A 17,048-nucleotide genomic window follows, 5' to 3' on the forward strand; every position below is an offset into this window, starting at 1 on the left:
ATATAATCTGAAATTTCATAAAATCACGATTGATGTTGAAAAGCAAATAGTGTTATAATAAATCATAAAGTCACACAATCTTCACACTATTTATGTTTTAATTATTTTGAAACCGTTTTCTACCCCCAGCACAAAGTTTTTTTGAAAATCATATTTGGAGGTGCAAGTAAAAGTGTCAATTGAAAAGAAAGTAAACGAGCTTTTAAAGCAAATGACAGTTGAAGAAAAGGTGTATCAGCTCACAAGTGTGCTTGTAAAGGATATTTTGGAAAACAACCAATTTTCTGAAGAAAAAGCAAAGAAAGTAATTCCTCATGGTATTGGCCAGATTACAAGGGTTGCAGGTGCGAGCAATTTCACACCTCAACAGGCTTTAGAGGCAGCAAACCAAATCCAAAAGTTTTTGATTGAAAACACAAGGCTCAAAATTCCTGCGATAATCCATGAAGAATCTTGTTCTGGTTTTATGGCAAGCAAAGCAACAGTATTTCCACAGAGCATTGGTGTTGCCTGCACTTTTGACAATGAACTTGTAAAAGAGATGGCAAAAGTTATAAGGCTGCAGATGAAAGCTGTAGGTGCGCATCAGGCTTTGGCACCGCTGATTGATGTTGCAAGGGATGCACGATGGGGAAGAGTTGAAGAGACGTTTGGTGAAGATCCATACCTTGTTGCAAATATGGCAGTAAGTTATGTTGAAGGAATTCAGGGCAACAACTTTGAAGAAAAGATTATTGCAACAGGCAAACATTTTGTTGGTTATGCAATGTCAGAAGGTGGGATGAACTGGGCGCCTGTTCACATTCCTGAAAGAGAGCTAAGAGAAGTGTATCTTTATCCATTTGAGGTTGCTGTAAAGGTGGCAGGCTTGAAATCAATTATGCCAGCTTACCATGAAATTGACGGAATTCCTTGTCATGCAAATAGGAAGCTTTTGACCGAAATTGCAAGGGACGAATGGGGATTCGATGGAATATTTGTGTCAGACTACAGTGGTGTTAAAAATATCTTAGACTATCATAAGTCGGTTAAAACTTATGAAGAAGCAGCGTATATTTCTCTTTGGGCAGGACTTGATATTGAGCTTCCAAGAATAGAGTGTTTTACAGAGAAGTTTATTGAGGCATTAAAGGAAGGCAAGTTTGATATGGCAGTTGTTGATGCAGCTGTGAAGAGAGTTTTAGAGATGAAGTTCAGGCTCGGACTTTTTGACAATCCATTTGTAAAAACAGAAAATATTATAGAACTTTTTGACAATGAAGAACAAAGAAGCCTTGCAAGAAAAGTTGCCCAAGAGTCTATGGTTCTTTTGAAAAACGACGGTATATTGCCACTTAAAGAAGATGACCTAAAGAAAGTTGCTGTGATAGGACCTAATGCTAACTCAGTTAGAAACCTTCTTGGTGATTATTCTTATCCAGCACACATATCAACAACAGAAATGTTCTTTATGAAAGAAGAGGTTGACCTCGGCGATGAAGATGCATTTGTCAAGAAGGTTGTAAATATTAAATCTGTATATGAAGTTATAAAAGAAAGAATAGGTAAGCATACAGAGGTAGTCTATGCAAAAGGTTGTGATGTAAACTCTCAAGATAAGTCCAGCTTTGAAGAAGCTAAAAAAGCTGCCCAGGGCGCAGATGTTGTTATAGTTGTAGTTGGTGACAAGGCAGGGTTAAAACTTGACTGCACATCTGGTGAGTCAAGAGATAGAGCAAGCTTAAAACTTCCAGGTGTTCAGGAAGAGCTGATAGAAGAAATTTCAAAAGTAAATCAAAACATTGTTGTTATTCTTGTAAACGGTCGACCTGTTGCGCTCGAAAATTTCTGGCAAAAGTCCAAAGCTATTCTTGAAGCTTGGTTCCCGGGCGAAGAGGGTGCAGAGGCAATTGCAGATGTTATCTTTGGAAAGTACAATCCGGGTGGAAAACTTGCAATTTCATTCCCAAGAGATGTTGGACAAGTACCGGTATACTATGGTCACAAGCCATCCGGTGGAAAGTCGTGCTGGCATGGGGACTATGTTGAAATGTCTTCAAAGCCATTTTTACCATTTGGTTATGGTCTTTCGTATACAACTTTTGAATACAAAAATCTTACTATTGAAAAAGAAAAAATTACAATGGATGAGAGCATAAAAATCTCAGTTGAGATAGAAAATACAGGAAACTATGAAGGCGATGAGGTAGTTCAGCTGTATACAAGAAAAGAAGAGTTTTTAGTAACAAGACCTGTAAAAGAGCTAAAGGCATACAAGAGAGTTCACTTAAAACCTGGTGAAAAGAAGAAAGTTGTATTTGAAATCTTCCCAGACCAGTTTGCATACTATGATTATGATATGAACAGGGTAATCTCACCCGGCACTGTTGAGGTCATGGTAGGGGCATCTTCAGAGGACATAAAGTTTACAGGGATATTTGAGATTGTGGGCGAAAAGAAAGATGCAAAAGAAATCAAAAATTATCTTAGCCGTGCATGGTGTGAATAAACTTAAAAATGATAAGGGACTGATGCTAATAAGTAGCGTCAGTCCCTTGTTTTTTAAGTGCTATAATTTAAGTGTTATAAAAAGAGTACTCCCCTCTATAGTTTGAACCATTTATAGTGGAGTATTTATTTGGAACAAGCACGTCTGATTTAATGCCATTGTCTTGCTGGGTATAAATATACATTTTCTTTTCATCCCACAGCAATATCTCATCTCTGCCGTCACCTGTCAAATCAATGCTATCTGCACAAAGGATTGGATGACCATCATCAGGGAAAGTTACAACCCTTCTTCCAAAACCATCAATCATTCCACCATGCTGAACATGACCGCTTAGAAGTATTAAATCTTTTCCGTCCCCCGTCCAGTTGACAGGTGTTATTATATTTCCAGGTACTGGTGATTCGAACTGATGCAGAAGATTCCCTTTACAATCAAAGATGTATATTATTCCTTGATATCCCCAGTAAGTAGTTACGCATATCTCATATCCCTTAAGATCAGGTCGGTAGTTCCCAACACTTATTCTTTGAGCATGACCTATTAAATGTCGCTTTATAATATTGCCTTTAAGGTCAGAGAGTACAAGGCCTTCATCACCACATGCCATCGCAATGATATCTTCATTTCTCTCAGGGTCAATTGGACCTATTACAATCTCATCAGTGTGGTCAGATTCAATGGGTAAAGTCCAGATAAGCTTTCCATCATGGTCTAAAAGATGATAACCTACAACAACCTCTTCTTTGCCATCGCTATCAATGTCTTTGGTGAACATAAAATGCCCTGTGTTTTTGCCATTGAACTTCCACAGAAGCTCAAGATTGTTGTCATATGCCCAAAGTCTGCTGTACCTATCTTTTACAATTATATCTGTTGGCTTAGATTTGCCAGTTAGGTTTGCAATTCTGATTGAGTCAATATTGACCCTATCAAAGGCATATTGACCAAACGGCACAGAGTATAGCTTGTCAGTTTCATCAGAAAAAGGCGCAGGAATTTGTTTTTTTATTTTTCCTGTAAGAGAGTCTAAAATCATGATTTTAAAGTTTCTTGCCACAATTACCTCATCAACCCCGTCAAGGTCAACATCGCACACCTGAAAAGGAAGGTCAGCTGTAAGATATGCATGGTCTTTTTGTGAAGATGCTTCACCTATCTGCCAAAGAATTCTGCCATCTAAATCAATTGCGGTAAGGCAGCTGATATTGGCGTACGCATCTCTGTGCACCCGCTTTTGATGCTGGGCTATTACCATAAACTTCTGATTGTTTTCTGGTAAATTTCCAAATCTTATTTGCCTGCCTGCGCCAAAATTCTTAAAATCAATTATCTTCCATAAGACCGGCTGAGGATACTCGCATTGAAAATTTTTTTCAACTTGAACCCAATTGTTTTTTACCATCAAATAATTTTTATAAGCTTGATGGTTCATCAACACCCTGACATCTGTAAACTGTGCAGGCATTGTTGCTGTAATCCCAATTTTTCCTTTTGTAAATGAGCTATCAATTGCTTCTACCATCTTTTTGTTGTCTACATATCCAATTAATTTGCTGCCACAGCATTCCACTTTCAGATTATAAAATGTATCACAATCATAATTAAAATTACACCAAGCCAAGACTTCAAGATGTTCCTGGTCTTTTTTGATAAGTTTGAGCTTTTTGTCATGAAGCAAAAGAGCATAAAAACAGCGCGCATGTACATATCTAAACATTATGCCTGCATGGGCTGAAGGCAAGGTTGAAAGCATCCTAACTTGAGCTTCTACCATATAGTCTTGCCAAAACTCATCTCCTGTTACAAGCATTGGCCACAAATTCTTTAAGGCAGCGAGTACCCTTGTCTGTTCCATGAACTTTTTGCCATCTTCCTCTGTTACAATCCACGTAGGACCACTTCCGTTCCAGCCATGATATACAACAGGATCATACCATCTACCGCGATAACCTTCAGGAATATAACAGTGGTATTCACCCATAGCAGAGTGATTAGGGTCAAAAGGGAAGTTACCAATGGGAAAATCTTTAAATGTCTCTTGCTGAACAATAATTAAATTTTCTTGCATTTCTTATTATTCCTCACTTAAAAGTATTTTTAGTTTTATTATATCAAAGCAAATACTATTCTACAGATGAATCTGCATTTATTTAGTACATTCTTTAATATTGAGAGGTAACATAATAGTAAATTCTGTTCCTTTCCCAACCTGGCTTCGTACCAAAATTTCACCATGATGTAATTCTACTATTTTTTTTACTATTGACAGTCCAAGTCCACTACCGCTAACAACACGGTTGCGAGATTTGTCTGCTTTAAAAAATCGTTCAAAAATACGCGGTAGGTCTTTCTCAGAAATTCCTATACCTGTGTCTGCAATTGTTACAATTGCAAAAGTTTCTTTTTTATGAAGTTGGATTTTTATAACCCCGCCTTTAAATGAAAATTTTATTGCGTTATCTAAAAGATTCTGCCAAACTTGTTTCAATAAATCTTTATCAGCTGTGATTGTAATTTCTTCCATAAAAACGGAGATATCCAGATCTTTTTCAGACCATTGTGGCTCGAATTCAAGAATGGTCAATTGAATTTGTTTGTCCAGACGATACGTAGTTAAGTGAAGAGGATACTGCTCTGAATCTAATATTGTTAAACGCAACAGATTTTCGCTTAATTTAGATAACCTGATGCATTCATTTTCAATAATATCGAGGTAATGATTTCTTTGTTCAATGCTCAAATTCTCATTCTTTAGCGCACGTGCAAATCCCCTTATGGAAGTAAGAGGTGAACCAATTTCATGTGAAACATTAGAAATAAACTCTTGACGCATTTCTTCCATTGCCTTAAGATTTGCTGCCATATTGTTAATACCATCTATTAGTTCAATAAAAGGATGATTATGATTGTTATATTTTTCAAGACGCACATTAAAATTTCCTTTGGAAATACTATTTATTGCATTTATTACTTCTTTCCAGAATGGATGTTCATGTCGGTCTTTAATTAACAATGAACTAAGCAACCTTATTGTAATGCCTGCTAAAATAATTCCAAGAATAAAGTTAATTATTTGACTTACAAGTTCTTGTGGTTGCCATAAAATCTTAGCATAAATTGTTTTTGTGATAAAATAAGCAATTACAGAAAATATGGCGACAAAACAAATTAAGAAAAGGTTTATAAACACAAATTTAATAATTTCAAAGAATTTCTTCATTTAATAACCTCCAATCTATAACCAAGTCCACGGATTGTTCTAATTTCAAAAATACGGTACTTTGAAAATTTTTCCCTTAATCTTTTAATATGGACATCTACAGTTCTTTCATCTCCTTCATAGTCATAGCCCCATATTTCTTCAATCAATTGTTCACGTGTAAATGTTTTTCCTGGGTAGCTTGCTAACTTGAAGAGTAGTTCAAATTCTTTAGGTGGTAGAAGAATTTCTTCTTCTCCAACTTTGCATTCATATGTTTTTTTATTTAGAAACAGCTCACCAATTTTAATTGTCTGTGATGTTGATATTTGATAACGTCTAAGTAGAGCTTTCACACGGATAACAAGTTCTAGGGGGTCAAACGGTTTAACAAGATAATCGTCAGCTCCCACTTCAAATCCTTTTACTTTATCATTTGTTTCACCCTTGACTGTTAACATCAAAATAGGTATGTCGCCATAATATTTACGAATATTATAACAAAGCTGCAGACCATCTATTTCTGGCATCATAATATCTAATATAACTAAATCAACTTTAGTTATATCAAGTATGTTGAGTGCGTCTTTTCCGCTTGCTGCCTCATATATGTCAAATCCTTCAAGGGTCAAGAAATGTGCAACAAGTTCTCTGATATGCGGGTCATCGTCCACAATTAGTATCCGTGGCATTTGTTTCACCTTCTTTTTGTTTTAACAAATTCAATCATTATTGTACCTTCACTTTTATAGTTTTGTTAACAGCAAGCATTAATTTTATATTAATTAAAAATTATACAAAAAACATGGTGTACCGTCTAAGGTACACCCTATAAGCTACGTTTTCTGCGAATATATCCTTACCGTTAAAGGTATAAATATTCCGACAATTATTATCATTCCAATAAGCGTGATTACAAAGTCAGAACCTATTTTGCCAGTATTAGTTAATTGACGAACAGCAGTAATAATATGCGAAATAGGATTATTTTTAGCAAACCATTGGATTGCATGAGGCATGGTTTCAACTGGTACAAAAGCATTAGAAAGAAACATAAGCGGGAACATTACAAGCATTGAAATTGCTTGAACACTTGAAGCTGTGCGTGCAACAACACCAACAAATGCAAAGACCCAACTAATGCACCAGCTAAATTTAATTACAAAGAGTGAGGCGATTATTAAATTTATAATTCCACCTGCTGGTCGATAACCGATAATATATCCTGTAGTAAGTGTAGAAAAAGTTGCTATCGCGTAACGTAATATATCTGCCAATAGAGGACCTGCCAATGGAGCAATTCTCGCAATTGGCAATGACTTAAATCTATCAAATATTCCTGTTTCCATATCTTCACGCAGTTGTGTCCCCGAGATAATTGAAGCACTAAATAGTGTTTGTACAAGAATAGCAGGAACAATAGTTGGTAAATATTTGTCCACATTTCCTGCAATTGCTCCGCCAAAGATATAAGCAAACATAAGAATAAAGAAGATGGGTTGAAGAGTTACATCAGTTAATTGTTCAGGTGTGTGCCAAACCTTTAGTAAACTTCGGAAAGCCAATATAAATGAGTTCTGTATAGTCTGGACAAAGCTTGGTTTTCTTCTTAATAATTGAGAATTAACAGAAAAATTCTTCATAATCTATACCTCCTTATATAATCTCAAGTAAAATATTTTTTATTTTTCTAATTATGGTCGATAATGGCTAAAAATACTTCGTCAAGTGTTGGCTGTTTAACATTCAATTCAGCAATATGAATTTTTGATTCACGCAATGCAATAATCAAATCTGCGAGTAATTCAGTATCACTCATTGGGGCAACAATACTTCCTGTTTCCAATGAGACAGTTGAGTGGGTTTTAAGTAAGTTATCAATTATTTTTTGTGCAATTTCAAGTTGTGTAGCATTTTTTATCTTTAATTGCAATGTTGAATTACCAATAGATTTTTTTAGTTCATCTACAGTTCCCTCAGCAACAACTTTACCGTGATTTATCACTGCAATTTGGTCAGCAAGTTCCTCAGCTTCTTGTAGGTATTGGGTTGTCAGTAATACAGTTGAGCCAGTTTTCACTAACCTGCGGATTATATCCCACATTTGGTTACGTGTACGTGGGTCAAGGCCTGTTGTAGGTTCATCAAGAAAAATAAGAGGTTTCTGAACTATAAGACTTGCTGCTATGTCAACCCGTCTTTTCATACCACCTGAAAGCTTTTTCAAAGGTCGTTTGGCTGCTTCTATTAAATCAAATTCTTCCAAAAGCTCATTCGCTCTTCGTCTTGCTTCTTTTCTATTCAGTCCTAGTAATTGGCCAATTAAAATCAGGTTTTCTAAACCACTTAAAGATTCATCTAAGGATGCATACTGACCGGTTACACTAATCAATTGACGAACAATATGAGCATCTTTGACAACATCAAATCCAAAAATACGTGCCCATCCACCATCTGGTCGCAAAATTGTTGCCAGCATTTTTATCGTTGTTGTTTTACCTGATCCGTTGGGACCAAGTACACAATAAATGCTGCCTGAACGTACTTTTAAATTTACACCATCAACTGCACGATTTTCACCAAATTTTTTGATAAGATTATATGTTTCAATAGCTAATTCAATTGGTTTAGTTTCTGTTTCCACCATCTTTTATACCTCCTTTAACAGTAAGTTTTCGCAGAAAATAATAACATGGTTTTATGAATTGAATATGAACAAAAATATTTTAGACTTTGTATTGACAATTCTATCGTATTAGTGTATTATCATAATAGAACACAATAACGGGAGGAAGAGGAGTGATTGAGTTTGAACCGAATGTTCCTATTTATTTGCAGGTAATAGAATATTTAAAAAAAGAAATAGTTAGTGGGAAAATAAAGCCTGGTGAGAAACTTCCCTCTGTCAGGGAGATGTCGAAAATATTTAACATTAATCCTAACACAGCACAAAGGGTTTTTCAGGAACTTGAAAGAGAAGGGCTCACAAAGACAGAAAGAGGAATAGGAAATTTTGTCACAACTGATATTAAACTTATTCAGCAGTTGAAAGAAAAAATGGCTGAAAAGATAGTAGAGAATTTCATCGTCACAATGAAGGAGATAGGTTATGACGAAGACAAAATTTTGACTTTTATTTCTAAAAAATTAAACGGAAAGGAGTAGATATTTTTGTTACTTGAGGTTAAAAATCTATTTAAAAGATATGGTAAAAAAGAAGTTTTGAAAGATATCAGTTTTTCTGTTGATAAAGGCAAAATTATTGGACTCATCGGTGAAAATGGATCAGGCAAGACTACACTTTTAAAAGTAATTGCAGGGTTTTCAAGACCAACCTCAGGGAAGGTTTTTATAAATGGCAAAGAAGTGAATGTGGAAACACGGAAATATATTGCATTATTACCAGATACAATTATCTTTCCGAGATGGATGAAAGTAAAAGATGCGCTTTGTTTTTACTCAGAGTTTTTTGATGATTTTATCTTAGAAAAAGCAAATTCAATACTTGACTCTTTAAATATTAGCAAAAATATGAAGATTCATGATTTATCAAGAGGTACGATTGAAAAGTTTTCACTTGCACTATTGCTTTCAAGAGATGCAAATCTGTATCTTTTAGACGAGCCGCTTGCATATGTTGACCCGCTATCAAGAGAGACTTTAGTGGATTTAATTTTGAAAAATATGAGTAATGATAGAACATTTATCATATCAACTAATATAATTTCGGAGGTTGAACATCTATTTGATGAAATAATTATTCTAAAAGAAGGAAAAATTGTATATATGGATTTGGCTGAAAATTTGAGAGAAAAGTCTGGGCTTTCGGTAAACCAGTTTTTCAAGGGGGTAGATCAAAAATGATGGCAAAATATTTAAAATACCAGTACAAAAATAGCTTGCTGTTTTATATTTTCTTTATTCTGGGTATAACCTTTGCTATGATATGGTCTTTTAATTCAAAAAGTGTGAAGGTTGAACCAGATAAAACTCTTAAAATAGTTATTGTTTGGCTGTGGTGGTTTTTAGCATTAATGGGTGTACTTGTTTACCATTTTGTAAAGTGGAATGGTATTTTTAAAAGTCCAGAAAGGTTTTTATTACTTTCTTCTCCAAAGTTAAAACCTTTCCATTTTCTATTTGGTGAAATTACTCATACTGTCTTGGATGTGCTAATTTTTTCATTATGGTTCAACTTAGTCGGATCAATCATGATAACCCCTGAGAAATATATTTTAGACTTTCAAAAAATAGTAAAAGTTCTTGGATTGGGTAAAGTTTTTATAATGTCTATATTTTTCTTTGTAACAATATATTTTTGGTATTTAACAGCTATTATATACTGGAATACTATCAAAAACATTTTTAAATTGGGTTGGTGTTTGGTATTTATATTTGTATTACTTGGATATGTTCAGATAAAGGTTTCTGATTTTATAGGAAAAATAAATTTGAGCTTTCCAGTGTTTGTCTTGGCAATTATACTTTTTAACTTTGCAATATACAACATTTTGATTTTCTTTAACTTAAAAGTTCTGAAGAAAGGCTTGGATACCTGAAGGCTAAAAAATAAAAACCATTTAGTTGGGGCTGTTTAAGGTAAAAGATTAAACAAAACAGTCCCATTTATTTTGTCAATTAGAAGGATTTTGTAGATAGCTGGAGAAATATATAAATCAATATACAATCTTTATGGAAGGAGAAAACAATCTGTGGACAAATTTGTATTGAAGTTAAAGTCAATACCTTATATTTCTATACTATCAAAAGACCTAACTAAAACAAAATCAAATTTATTAAAACTTATTGCTTGTGTAACAATGCTTATAGACCACACAGGTTATTTATATTTTCCGCAAAAGCCCATTTTAAGAATTATTGGTCGTATTGCTTTTCCTATATTTGCCTATCAAGTGGCGGTGGGGTTTTTGCACACATCTGACCACAGAAAATACTTAAAAAGGCTCTTAATATTTGCCATCATATCTCAGTATCCTTTTTATCTTATGACAGGCGATGGAGAGCTGAATGTCATTGTGACCTTCTTTTTTGCAGCACTTTGCCTTTATTTTTTCAAAAGGTCATGGTATGTATTAGTAATTGTTCCGCTTGCCATATCATACTTTGTTTCAATGGACTATGGAATTTACGGTGTTTTAGCTGTATTGATATTTTATTTTCTATATGAAAAACCCATTTTGCAGCTTGTAGGATTTTCAATACTTACAATTTTTGCTTCGTATCTAATGGGCTGGCAGCTCCAAGTATATTCTATTTTGAGTGTGGTATTGATACTTTTTGTGAGAATGCTTCCAGTTGACTTTGAATTTAAGCTCAATAAATACTTTTTTTACTGGTTCTATCCCGTGCACATGCTGTTTTTAGTTTTTATTGGCAAGCTGCTGAGATATTTATAAAAGATGAATCTCATAAATTTGTGAGCTTATAAACCTTGATGTGTGGTAAAATATTTCTATAAGTAGATTATTACATTAAAGTTTTTAAAGAAAAAGAAGGTAAAAAGGCATGCCTGAGATTGACATTCAGGAAATAAAAAAGGTAGTTGTGGAGATTTTAAAGAAGGAAATATCGCCTTGGCTTATAATTACTTTTGGTTCTCTTGCCAAAGGAAATTTTAGGCAAGATAGTGATATTGACATTGCATTTTTTTCTGATAAAGAAGTATCAAATATTGAGAGGTTTAGAATTTCGCAAGAGCTTGCAGATAAACTAAACAGAGATGTAGATTTAGTGGATTTAAAAAGGAGTTGATAGTATAAAATATGCTTGACATCAAAGGAAAAATTTTCTTAGCGCCCATGGCAGGGTTTACTGATAAGACTTTCAGAAGTCTGTGTAGCAAGTTTGGTGCAGACGTAACCATTACAGAGATGGTATCGAGCAAAGCACTTGTTCTTGGGAGTTCAAAAACAAGGAATCTCATTTCATTTTCAGAGGAAGAGAAGATAAGAGGTATTCAAATTTTTGGGAGCGACGCTGAAGTTATGGCAGAGTCGGTGAAAATCCTGCAGGATGAATTTGAATACGATTTTATTGACATAAACATGGGCTGTCCTGTTCCAAAGATTGTAAAAAGTGGCGAAGGAAGCGCTCTTATGAAAAATCCTTCTTTGGCTGCGAAGATAGTCGAAGAGGTTGCAAAGGTGAGTAGAAAACCTGTATCTGTCAAAATTCGAAAAGGATTTGATGATGAAAATATTAATGCTCCTGAATTTGCATACATCCTGCAAGAAAGCGGAGCCTCTTTTGTGACAGTTCATGGAAGAACAAGGGCTCAGCTGTACTCTGGGAAAGCTGACTGGGAGATAATAAGAAAGGTAAAAGAAAAGGTAAAGATTCCGGTTGTTGCAAATGGTGATATAACTGATTTTGAGTCGGCAAAAAGAGCATATGAAGTAACAAGAGCTGATAGCATCATGATAGGAAGAGCAGCGCTTGGGAACCCTTGGGTGTTTCTTCAGATCAAAGAAGGGTTTGAAAAGGGGTATGTTGAAACTAAGGTCTTGCCTAATTTGAAGATAAGAGTTGCGATTGAGTTTTTCACGCAGCTTTGCAGCGAAAGAGGCGATAAGATGGCAGTCTTGGAAGCAAGAAAGCATCTTAGTTTTTTTGTGAAAGGAATTGAGAATGCTGCTAAGATAAGGGATAAAATTAACAGAATAAATAATGCCACAGAGCTTTTAGAGTTTCTTGAAGAGCTTGCATCTTCTCTTGAGAAAAAAGAAAGCTTTGTCGATAATATCTTATAGGACAGAATTTTTAAGCAAAATTAAGGCGGGGGATTTTTAAAATGAAAAATAAGATGAAAACAATAACCTTATATAGATTAATAAGCTGGGTAGTTTTGATTTTGTTTTTTTTGATACTCACTATTGAAAAAATCCAAGCTGCTCAGGAGTATATAGCAAGCAGCATCTTCGGCAAGATAGCCAAAAATACTCAAATTGTGAACTTGCCTCAAAACGCCCTGGCAAGAGATTCGTTTTTGTTTTTATCAGCCTTGGGCTTTTTTAACACTGTTGCAAGACAGAAGATAAACCCTTCTGATACACTGTCAAAGGAAGAGGCGCTGTCTGTAATTTTAAACAGCGCAGGCAGACAGCAGGATGCTTTTGTGAGGGCTGAAAAGCTGGAACTAAAAAGACCATCAGGTCAGAAGCTTGTAAAGCCATACAACTATCTTTATCTTGGATATATTCAGCTTGCATATGATATGAAAATTTTGTCTAAAAAAGAGTATCAGGATGCACTGACACAGGTGCAGCCAAGTGAAAAAGAACATGAGAAGATGACCCAGCAGCTGATAAAGAAAAATGATGATACCATTGCAAAAGCTGTGTATGAAGGAAGACCATATTCGTATGACGATTTGATATTTGTAAGGTCTGCTCCAGCTACCCGTCAGGAAGTTTGTTTATGGGTTGTAAAAGTGTTCAAGATACCTTTAAGTTATGAGAATTTAGCTAAAACTTACCCTGATTATAACAGAATTGACAGTAAGTTTTTAAGTTCAATTAATACTCTTTTGAAAAATGGTGTTCTTGTTGGAAGGTCTGATGGGTATCTTCATCCAGACGACTACATAACATATGAAGATTTGGCATTTATCCTTGGGGGTCTCAAACCAAATATCCTTTCAGCAAATGGATTAAAAGAGATAAAGCTTGAGATAAAAGACATTCAGAAGTTTAATACCGATAAAATGGTTTTTGTCTGTGAAGATGACAACGGAAATGATGTAAATATTACTGTTAACCCTGGCAAACAGGATTTTGGAGTAATAGCAGATGGAAACTTTTTAAGCTCTTCCTATCTTCAAAAAGGGGACTATGTAGCCTTTTATGTAAATAGCAAGAACGAGGTTGTGCTGGCCAGCATTTTGCAAAGGCCTGGTCAGGAAAATATAAAGGGTGTAATCTCCAGAATTGATGCTAAAAAGATGACATTTTCAGTAAAACTGCCGGATGGTAAAGTTTACAACCTGAGTTTACATCCCAAAGCTACAATCTATGATACAAACTCAGGAAAGAGTTTAAACTTTTCAGAATTGAATGTAGGAAATCTTGTACAGGTTAAAGTCCAAAAAGACAGAGCAGATGCCATAACATTGCTTTCACTTGACAGCCCTGAAATTGAAAGAATACAGGGAATAATCTCAAGAATAACAAAGGACAGGATTGTACTCAGTCAAAATGGACAGCTAACAGAGTATCTTCTTTCACCAGATACAGTCTACATTGATAAAGGTGATTTTTCAAGAGTTCTTTCGAAGAATGATTTTTATGAGGGTATGAAAGTTTTGGCAGGTACAGCTTGCGGGTATGTACAGTACCTTAGCACCATATATGATGAGAAATCGGAAGATATAGTTGCCGGTATTTTGTATGAGGTAGATTCAAACTTGGGGTATCTTGAAATTTACAACCAGGAAGGCGCAAAGAAGAGCTACAGATTTTCAAAAAAGCTTGGGCTAAAAGTGAAAAAGGATGGTCAAAATGCTTCTTTAGACAGCCTTTTGCCAGGCGATGTTGTTTTCCTCTATTTTAGCGGCGATTTTGTGCGCACAGTCACAGCAAGTTCAAACCTGCAGAGTAAAGTTGCAAAGATTGAAAATGTTGTAAGAAGCCTTGCAAGTGGTCTTCCACAAAAAATAATTGTCAATATCGATGGAAGAATATATGGACCATATGAAATAAATGACAACGTTGATATTATAAAAAATGGGATTTCTGTAACTTTAAAGGATATTATGCCAGGTCAGTATGTGAAGCTCAGTGGGAGCTTTTTTGGAAGCTCAGCGTACATACGCAGAATAGAGATATCAGGGAATGAATATGTAAAAAATATCTACATTGCAAAAGGAACGGTCAATGGAAATGTTTTATATCTTTCTGACATCCAGATTTTAAGAAACAACGCATTTGAACCGCTGTATACCTGGCTTTCTTTCCAGATTCCATCTGATTTGAAATTCATTTTAGATGGCAGCTTTCTTGCATCACTTTCAAAGCTACAAAACTTACCTGTTGTAGTTGTGACAAAGGAAAGATTTTCACAGGAGGTTTTGGACACCATTGTGGCAATATCAAGAGGTTCTTTTACCAAGATACAGGGCGAGGTAAGCATGACATCTTCAAATTCGGTGGTAATATCTGGAAATAGATATTCGATAGGAAACAAAACGTATACTGTTGTAAACGGGCTTTTGACCCCTGCAAGCTTCAAGGTTGGGGATGAAATAATTGGCGTTGCAAGCCAGGACACCATTGTTATAGCAAAGTACCAGGAAGGTATATCAAAACCCGTATTTGTTCGCGGGCAGGTACAAGACATTTCAGAGCTTGAATATATCACTGTGAAAGACTATGTCTATTTAGATGGTCAGAGAGGATGGCAGTATGTTCCGAGCAAGTTAACTCTTCTTTATGATACACAGACAGTTTTGTGCGATGTATATGGACTTGGCAGCCCGAAAGAGATATTGAATCTGAAAAACAAGAGTGTGTATATCATTCACAATGGTAAGTACGCAAATGTGATAATTGATGCAAGTTTTGGTGGATACATTGTAACAGGCGTGGTTGGCAAGGACATGAAGATTCTAAATGTCCAGTACAACGATATGATGACCCAGACATGGAACAGAATTGATAAAAGTTTTACCCTTGACACCACTCAAGCAGTTTTGATAGACGCAGGAGGGAACTTAACAGATAGAATGCCGCAGTTTGGCGACAGGGTTTTGTTACTTGTTCCTCAGAGCAGTTTTGACATCTCAAAATCGGTATTAACGCCATCGATTGTTCTTGTAAATTACTGAGAGCTTTTATTGCAAAAAAGGGGGAAGTTTAAAAATTGAACAAAAGATATCCAATAGCGGTAATTATGTTTTTGTGTGTACTTTTTATTTTTGGCTGGCAGGTTGCTTTTGGTGAGGAAGGATATTTAGGATACGAAGGTGGAATTTCAGCATACAAAGACCCTGACCCAAAAAAGACCAAGATTGAATACTATGAATATACGTTTATAACGGGAAAACCTATACTTCTTTCAGGCATTATTGATGCTAAGATAAAAAGGGCCGCAAATAATGAGACTCTTTCTTACAATTATGACCTTAAAGATTCTACTGGAAAAATCTCAGTAAAAAGAACTGTAAGTTTAAAAGGCACCTTGACAAAGCTTCAAAATGGGAGTATAACAAAGGAGTATACAATCAGCACATACAAGGAGACACTCACGGTAGATAGTGCTACTTACAATCTACAGAACTATTCGTTTTCAAAGTCCACTGCAGTTGATACAAACCCGGCTGTGAGCTTTTTTCAGGGTCAGTGGACGCTTGAAAAGATATATGATAAAGGCCTGAAGATTACTATCGAAGGTAAAAACTACGGTTACGACGGATACTGGGGTTCTGGCGAATTTCAGAAAATAGCCCAGAGAATAGAAACATCTTCATGGTTTGCAAATATCAACTATAATATAGCTCTTGTGCAAAAGACCATTTTGGAATTTCAACAGAATAACCTTCCATCAAGCATTCCAGGGACGTATGTGCTAAAGTCAAAGGTCGAAGGGAATTTCGTGGCTGTATATAATCTTCCGACATTTACAAAGACAGGTGAAGTTTTAACAATTAGACAGAGAGGTAAAGTGGAAAAAAATATCGAAAAAAACCCGGTTATCAAGATGGCAATTGCGCCCACTCTTCCAAAAGTAAAGGGATATGAGTATGAGGATGCTGTGAACACCTGCTTTGCTTTTGGCGGATTTGACAGTGCCACTGATTTTAATCCCACAGAGTATATAACCCGTGCTCAGTTTGCCAAGCTTTTGATGGATGCGCTCAACATATATTCAAGCTATTACAATCCCAGGATGGTGCAGAAAAAGTGGATATACAGGGATGTGCCGCTCAATCACAAGTATTATGGTTACATATACGCAGTCACAAAAGCAGGGCTGATGAGAGGCAAAAGTGCTGAGTATTTCAAGCCGGAAGACTATATAACCAGAGCGGAAGCTGCTGTTGTCATCTCAAAGGTGCTTGGTTTTGACAAAAAGGTAACCCAGCCAATCACTCAAACAGATTACCTTGACGACGATAATATTCCTGTTTGGGCAAAGGATGCTGTTAAGGTATTGAAGGATGAAAAGATAATGGTTGGAACTGAGGATAATAACTTTTTGCCGCAGCAAAGGCTTACAAAAGGCACTGCTGCAAACCTTGTTTATAACCTCATAAACTTTTTAAGAGACACACTCGCAAGAAGATATCTTGACATGAGCCTCTTTAGCTCGGATTAACGGTTAAATTAGAAAAGGTTTAAAGTA

General features: G+C 35.6%; 14 protein-coding genes. 9 read left to right on the forward strand and 5 right to left on the reverse strand.

Features of this window, described 5'->3' with window-relative positions; all coding sequences use genetic code 11:
• Positions 1-172 precede the first annotated feature (172 nt).
• Positions 173-2,488, forward strand: a complete 2,316-nt coding sequence (locus CaldiYA01_RS00820; protein ID WP_207180412.1) for a glycoside hydrolase family 3 N-terminal domain-containing protein — start codon at positions 173-175, stop codon at positions 2,486-2,488.
• 67 nt (positions 2,489-2,555) lie between these two features.
• Here the strand turns inward: CaldiYA01_RS00820 and CaldiYA01_RS00825 are convergent, their stop codons facing one another.
• The 5 genes from CaldiYA01_RS00825 to CaldiYA01_RS00845 form a co-directional block, all read right to left on the reverse strand.
• Positions 2,556-4,559 (reverse strand): rhamnogalacturonan lyase family protein, encoded by a 2,004-nt coding sequence (locus CaldiYA01_RS00825; protein WP_207180413.1) that lies wholly within the window; start codon positions 4,557-4,559, stop codon positions 2,556-2,558.
• Positions 4,560-4,637: 78 nt separating this feature from the next.
• Positions 4,638-5,711 carry a sensor histidine kinase gene (locus tag CaldiYA01_RS00830; protein ID WP_207180414.1) on the reverse strand — a complete coding sequence of 358 codons (1,074 nt, stop codon included), beginning with the start codon at positions 5,709-5,711 and terminating at the stop codon, positions 4,638-4,640.
• Positions 5,708-6,382: a response regulator transcription factor gene (locus CaldiYA01_RS00835; protein WP_207180416.1), complete on the reverse strand. Its 675-nt coding sequence runs from the start codon at positions 6,380-6,382 to the stop codon at positions 5,708-5,710. Before CaldiYA01_RS00835 ends, CaldiYA01_RS00830 begins: the two co-directional genes overlap by 4 nt.
• 144 nt (positions 6,383-6,526) lie before the next feature.
• Complete coding sequence (locus CaldiYA01_RS00840; protein WP_207180418.1) at positions 6,527-7,333, reverse strand: ABC transporter permease; 807 nt, start codon at positions 7,331-7,333, stop codon at positions 6,527-6,529.
• A 47-nt stretch (positions 7,334-7,380) separates the two neighbouring features.
• Complete coding sequence (locus tag CaldiYA01_RS00845; protein ID WP_207180425.1) at positions 7,381-8,337, reverse strand: ATP-binding cassette domain-containing protein; 957 nt, start codon at positions 8,335-8,337, stop codon at positions 7,381-7,383.
• A gap of 152 nt (positions 8,338-8,489) precedes the next feature.
• Here CaldiYA01_RS00845 and CaldiYA01_RS00850 point away from each other — a divergent pair, with 152 nt between their 5' ends.
• The 8 genes from CaldiYA01_RS00850 (at position 8,490) to CaldiYA01_RS00885 (ending at position 17,021) form a co-directional block, all read left to right on the forward strand.
• Entirely contained in the window at positions 8,490-8,855 is a 366-nt protein-coding gene (locus CaldiYA01_RS00850; RefSeq protein WP_207180427.1) for a GntR family transcriptional regulator, read from the forward strand.
• Between the two features lie 6 nt (positions 8,856-8,861).
• Positions 8,862-9,554 (forward strand): ABC transporter ATP-binding protein, encoded by a 693-nt coding sequence (locus CaldiYA01_RS00855; RefSeq protein ID WP_207180429.1) that lies wholly within the window; start codon positions 8,862-8,864, stop codon positions 9,552-9,554.
• Complete coding sequence (locus tag CaldiYA01_RS00860; protein WP_207180431.1) at positions 9,551-10,249, forward strand: hypothetical protein; 699 nt, start codon at positions 9,551-9,553, stop codon at positions 10,247-10,249. The genes CaldiYA01_RS00855 and CaldiYA01_RS00860 overlap by 4 nt, the downstream gene beginning before the upstream one ends.
• 153 nt (positions 10,250-10,402) lie before the next feature.
• Positions 10,403-11,107: a TraX family protein gene (locus tag CaldiYA01_RS00865; RefSeq protein ID WP_207180433.1), complete on the forward strand. Its 705-nt coding sequence runs from the start codon at positions 10,403-10,405 to the stop codon at positions 11,105-11,107.
• Positions 11,108-11,216: 109 nt separating this feature from the next.
• On the forward strand, positions 11,217-11,462 hold the full coding sequence (gene mntA, locus CaldiYA01_RS00870; RefSeq protein WP_307729586.1) for a type VII toxin-antitoxin system MntA family adenylyltransferase antitoxin: 246 nt from the start codon (positions 11,217-11,219) through the stop codon (positions 11,460-11,462).
• A gap of 11 nt (positions 11,463-11,473) precedes the next feature.
• The gene (gene dusB / locus CaldiYA01_RS00875; RefSeq protein ID WP_207180435.1) at positions 11,474-12,460 is read left to right on the forward strand and encodes a tRNA dihydrouridine synthase DusB; all 987 of its coding nucleotides are present in this window, start codon (positions 11,474-11,476) and stop codon (positions 12,458-12,460) included.
• A 41-nt stretch (positions 12,461-12,501) separates the two neighbouring features.
• Complete coding sequence (locus CaldiYA01_RS00880; RefSeq protein ID WP_207180437.1) at positions 12,502-15,531, forward strand: S-layer homology domain-containing protein; 3,030 nt, start codon at positions 12,502-12,504, stop codon at positions 15,529-15,531.
• A 35-nt stretch (positions 15,532-15,566) separates the two neighbouring features.
• The gene (locus CaldiYA01_RS00885) at positions 15,567-17,021 is read left to right on the forward strand and encodes an S-layer homology domain-containing protein (protein WP_207180439.1); all 1,455 of its coding nucleotides are present in this window, start codon (positions 15,567-15,569) and stop codon (positions 17,019-17,021) included.
• The last annotated feature ends 27 nt before the right edge of the window (positions 17,022-17,048 follow it).

The sequence above is a fragment of the Caldicellulosiruptor diazotrophicus genome, assembly GCF_017347585.1.
Lineage (GTDB): Bacteria > Bacillota > Thermoanaerobacteria > Caldicellulosiruptorales > Caldicellulosiruptoraceae > Caldicellulosiruptor > Caldicellulosiruptor diazotrophicus.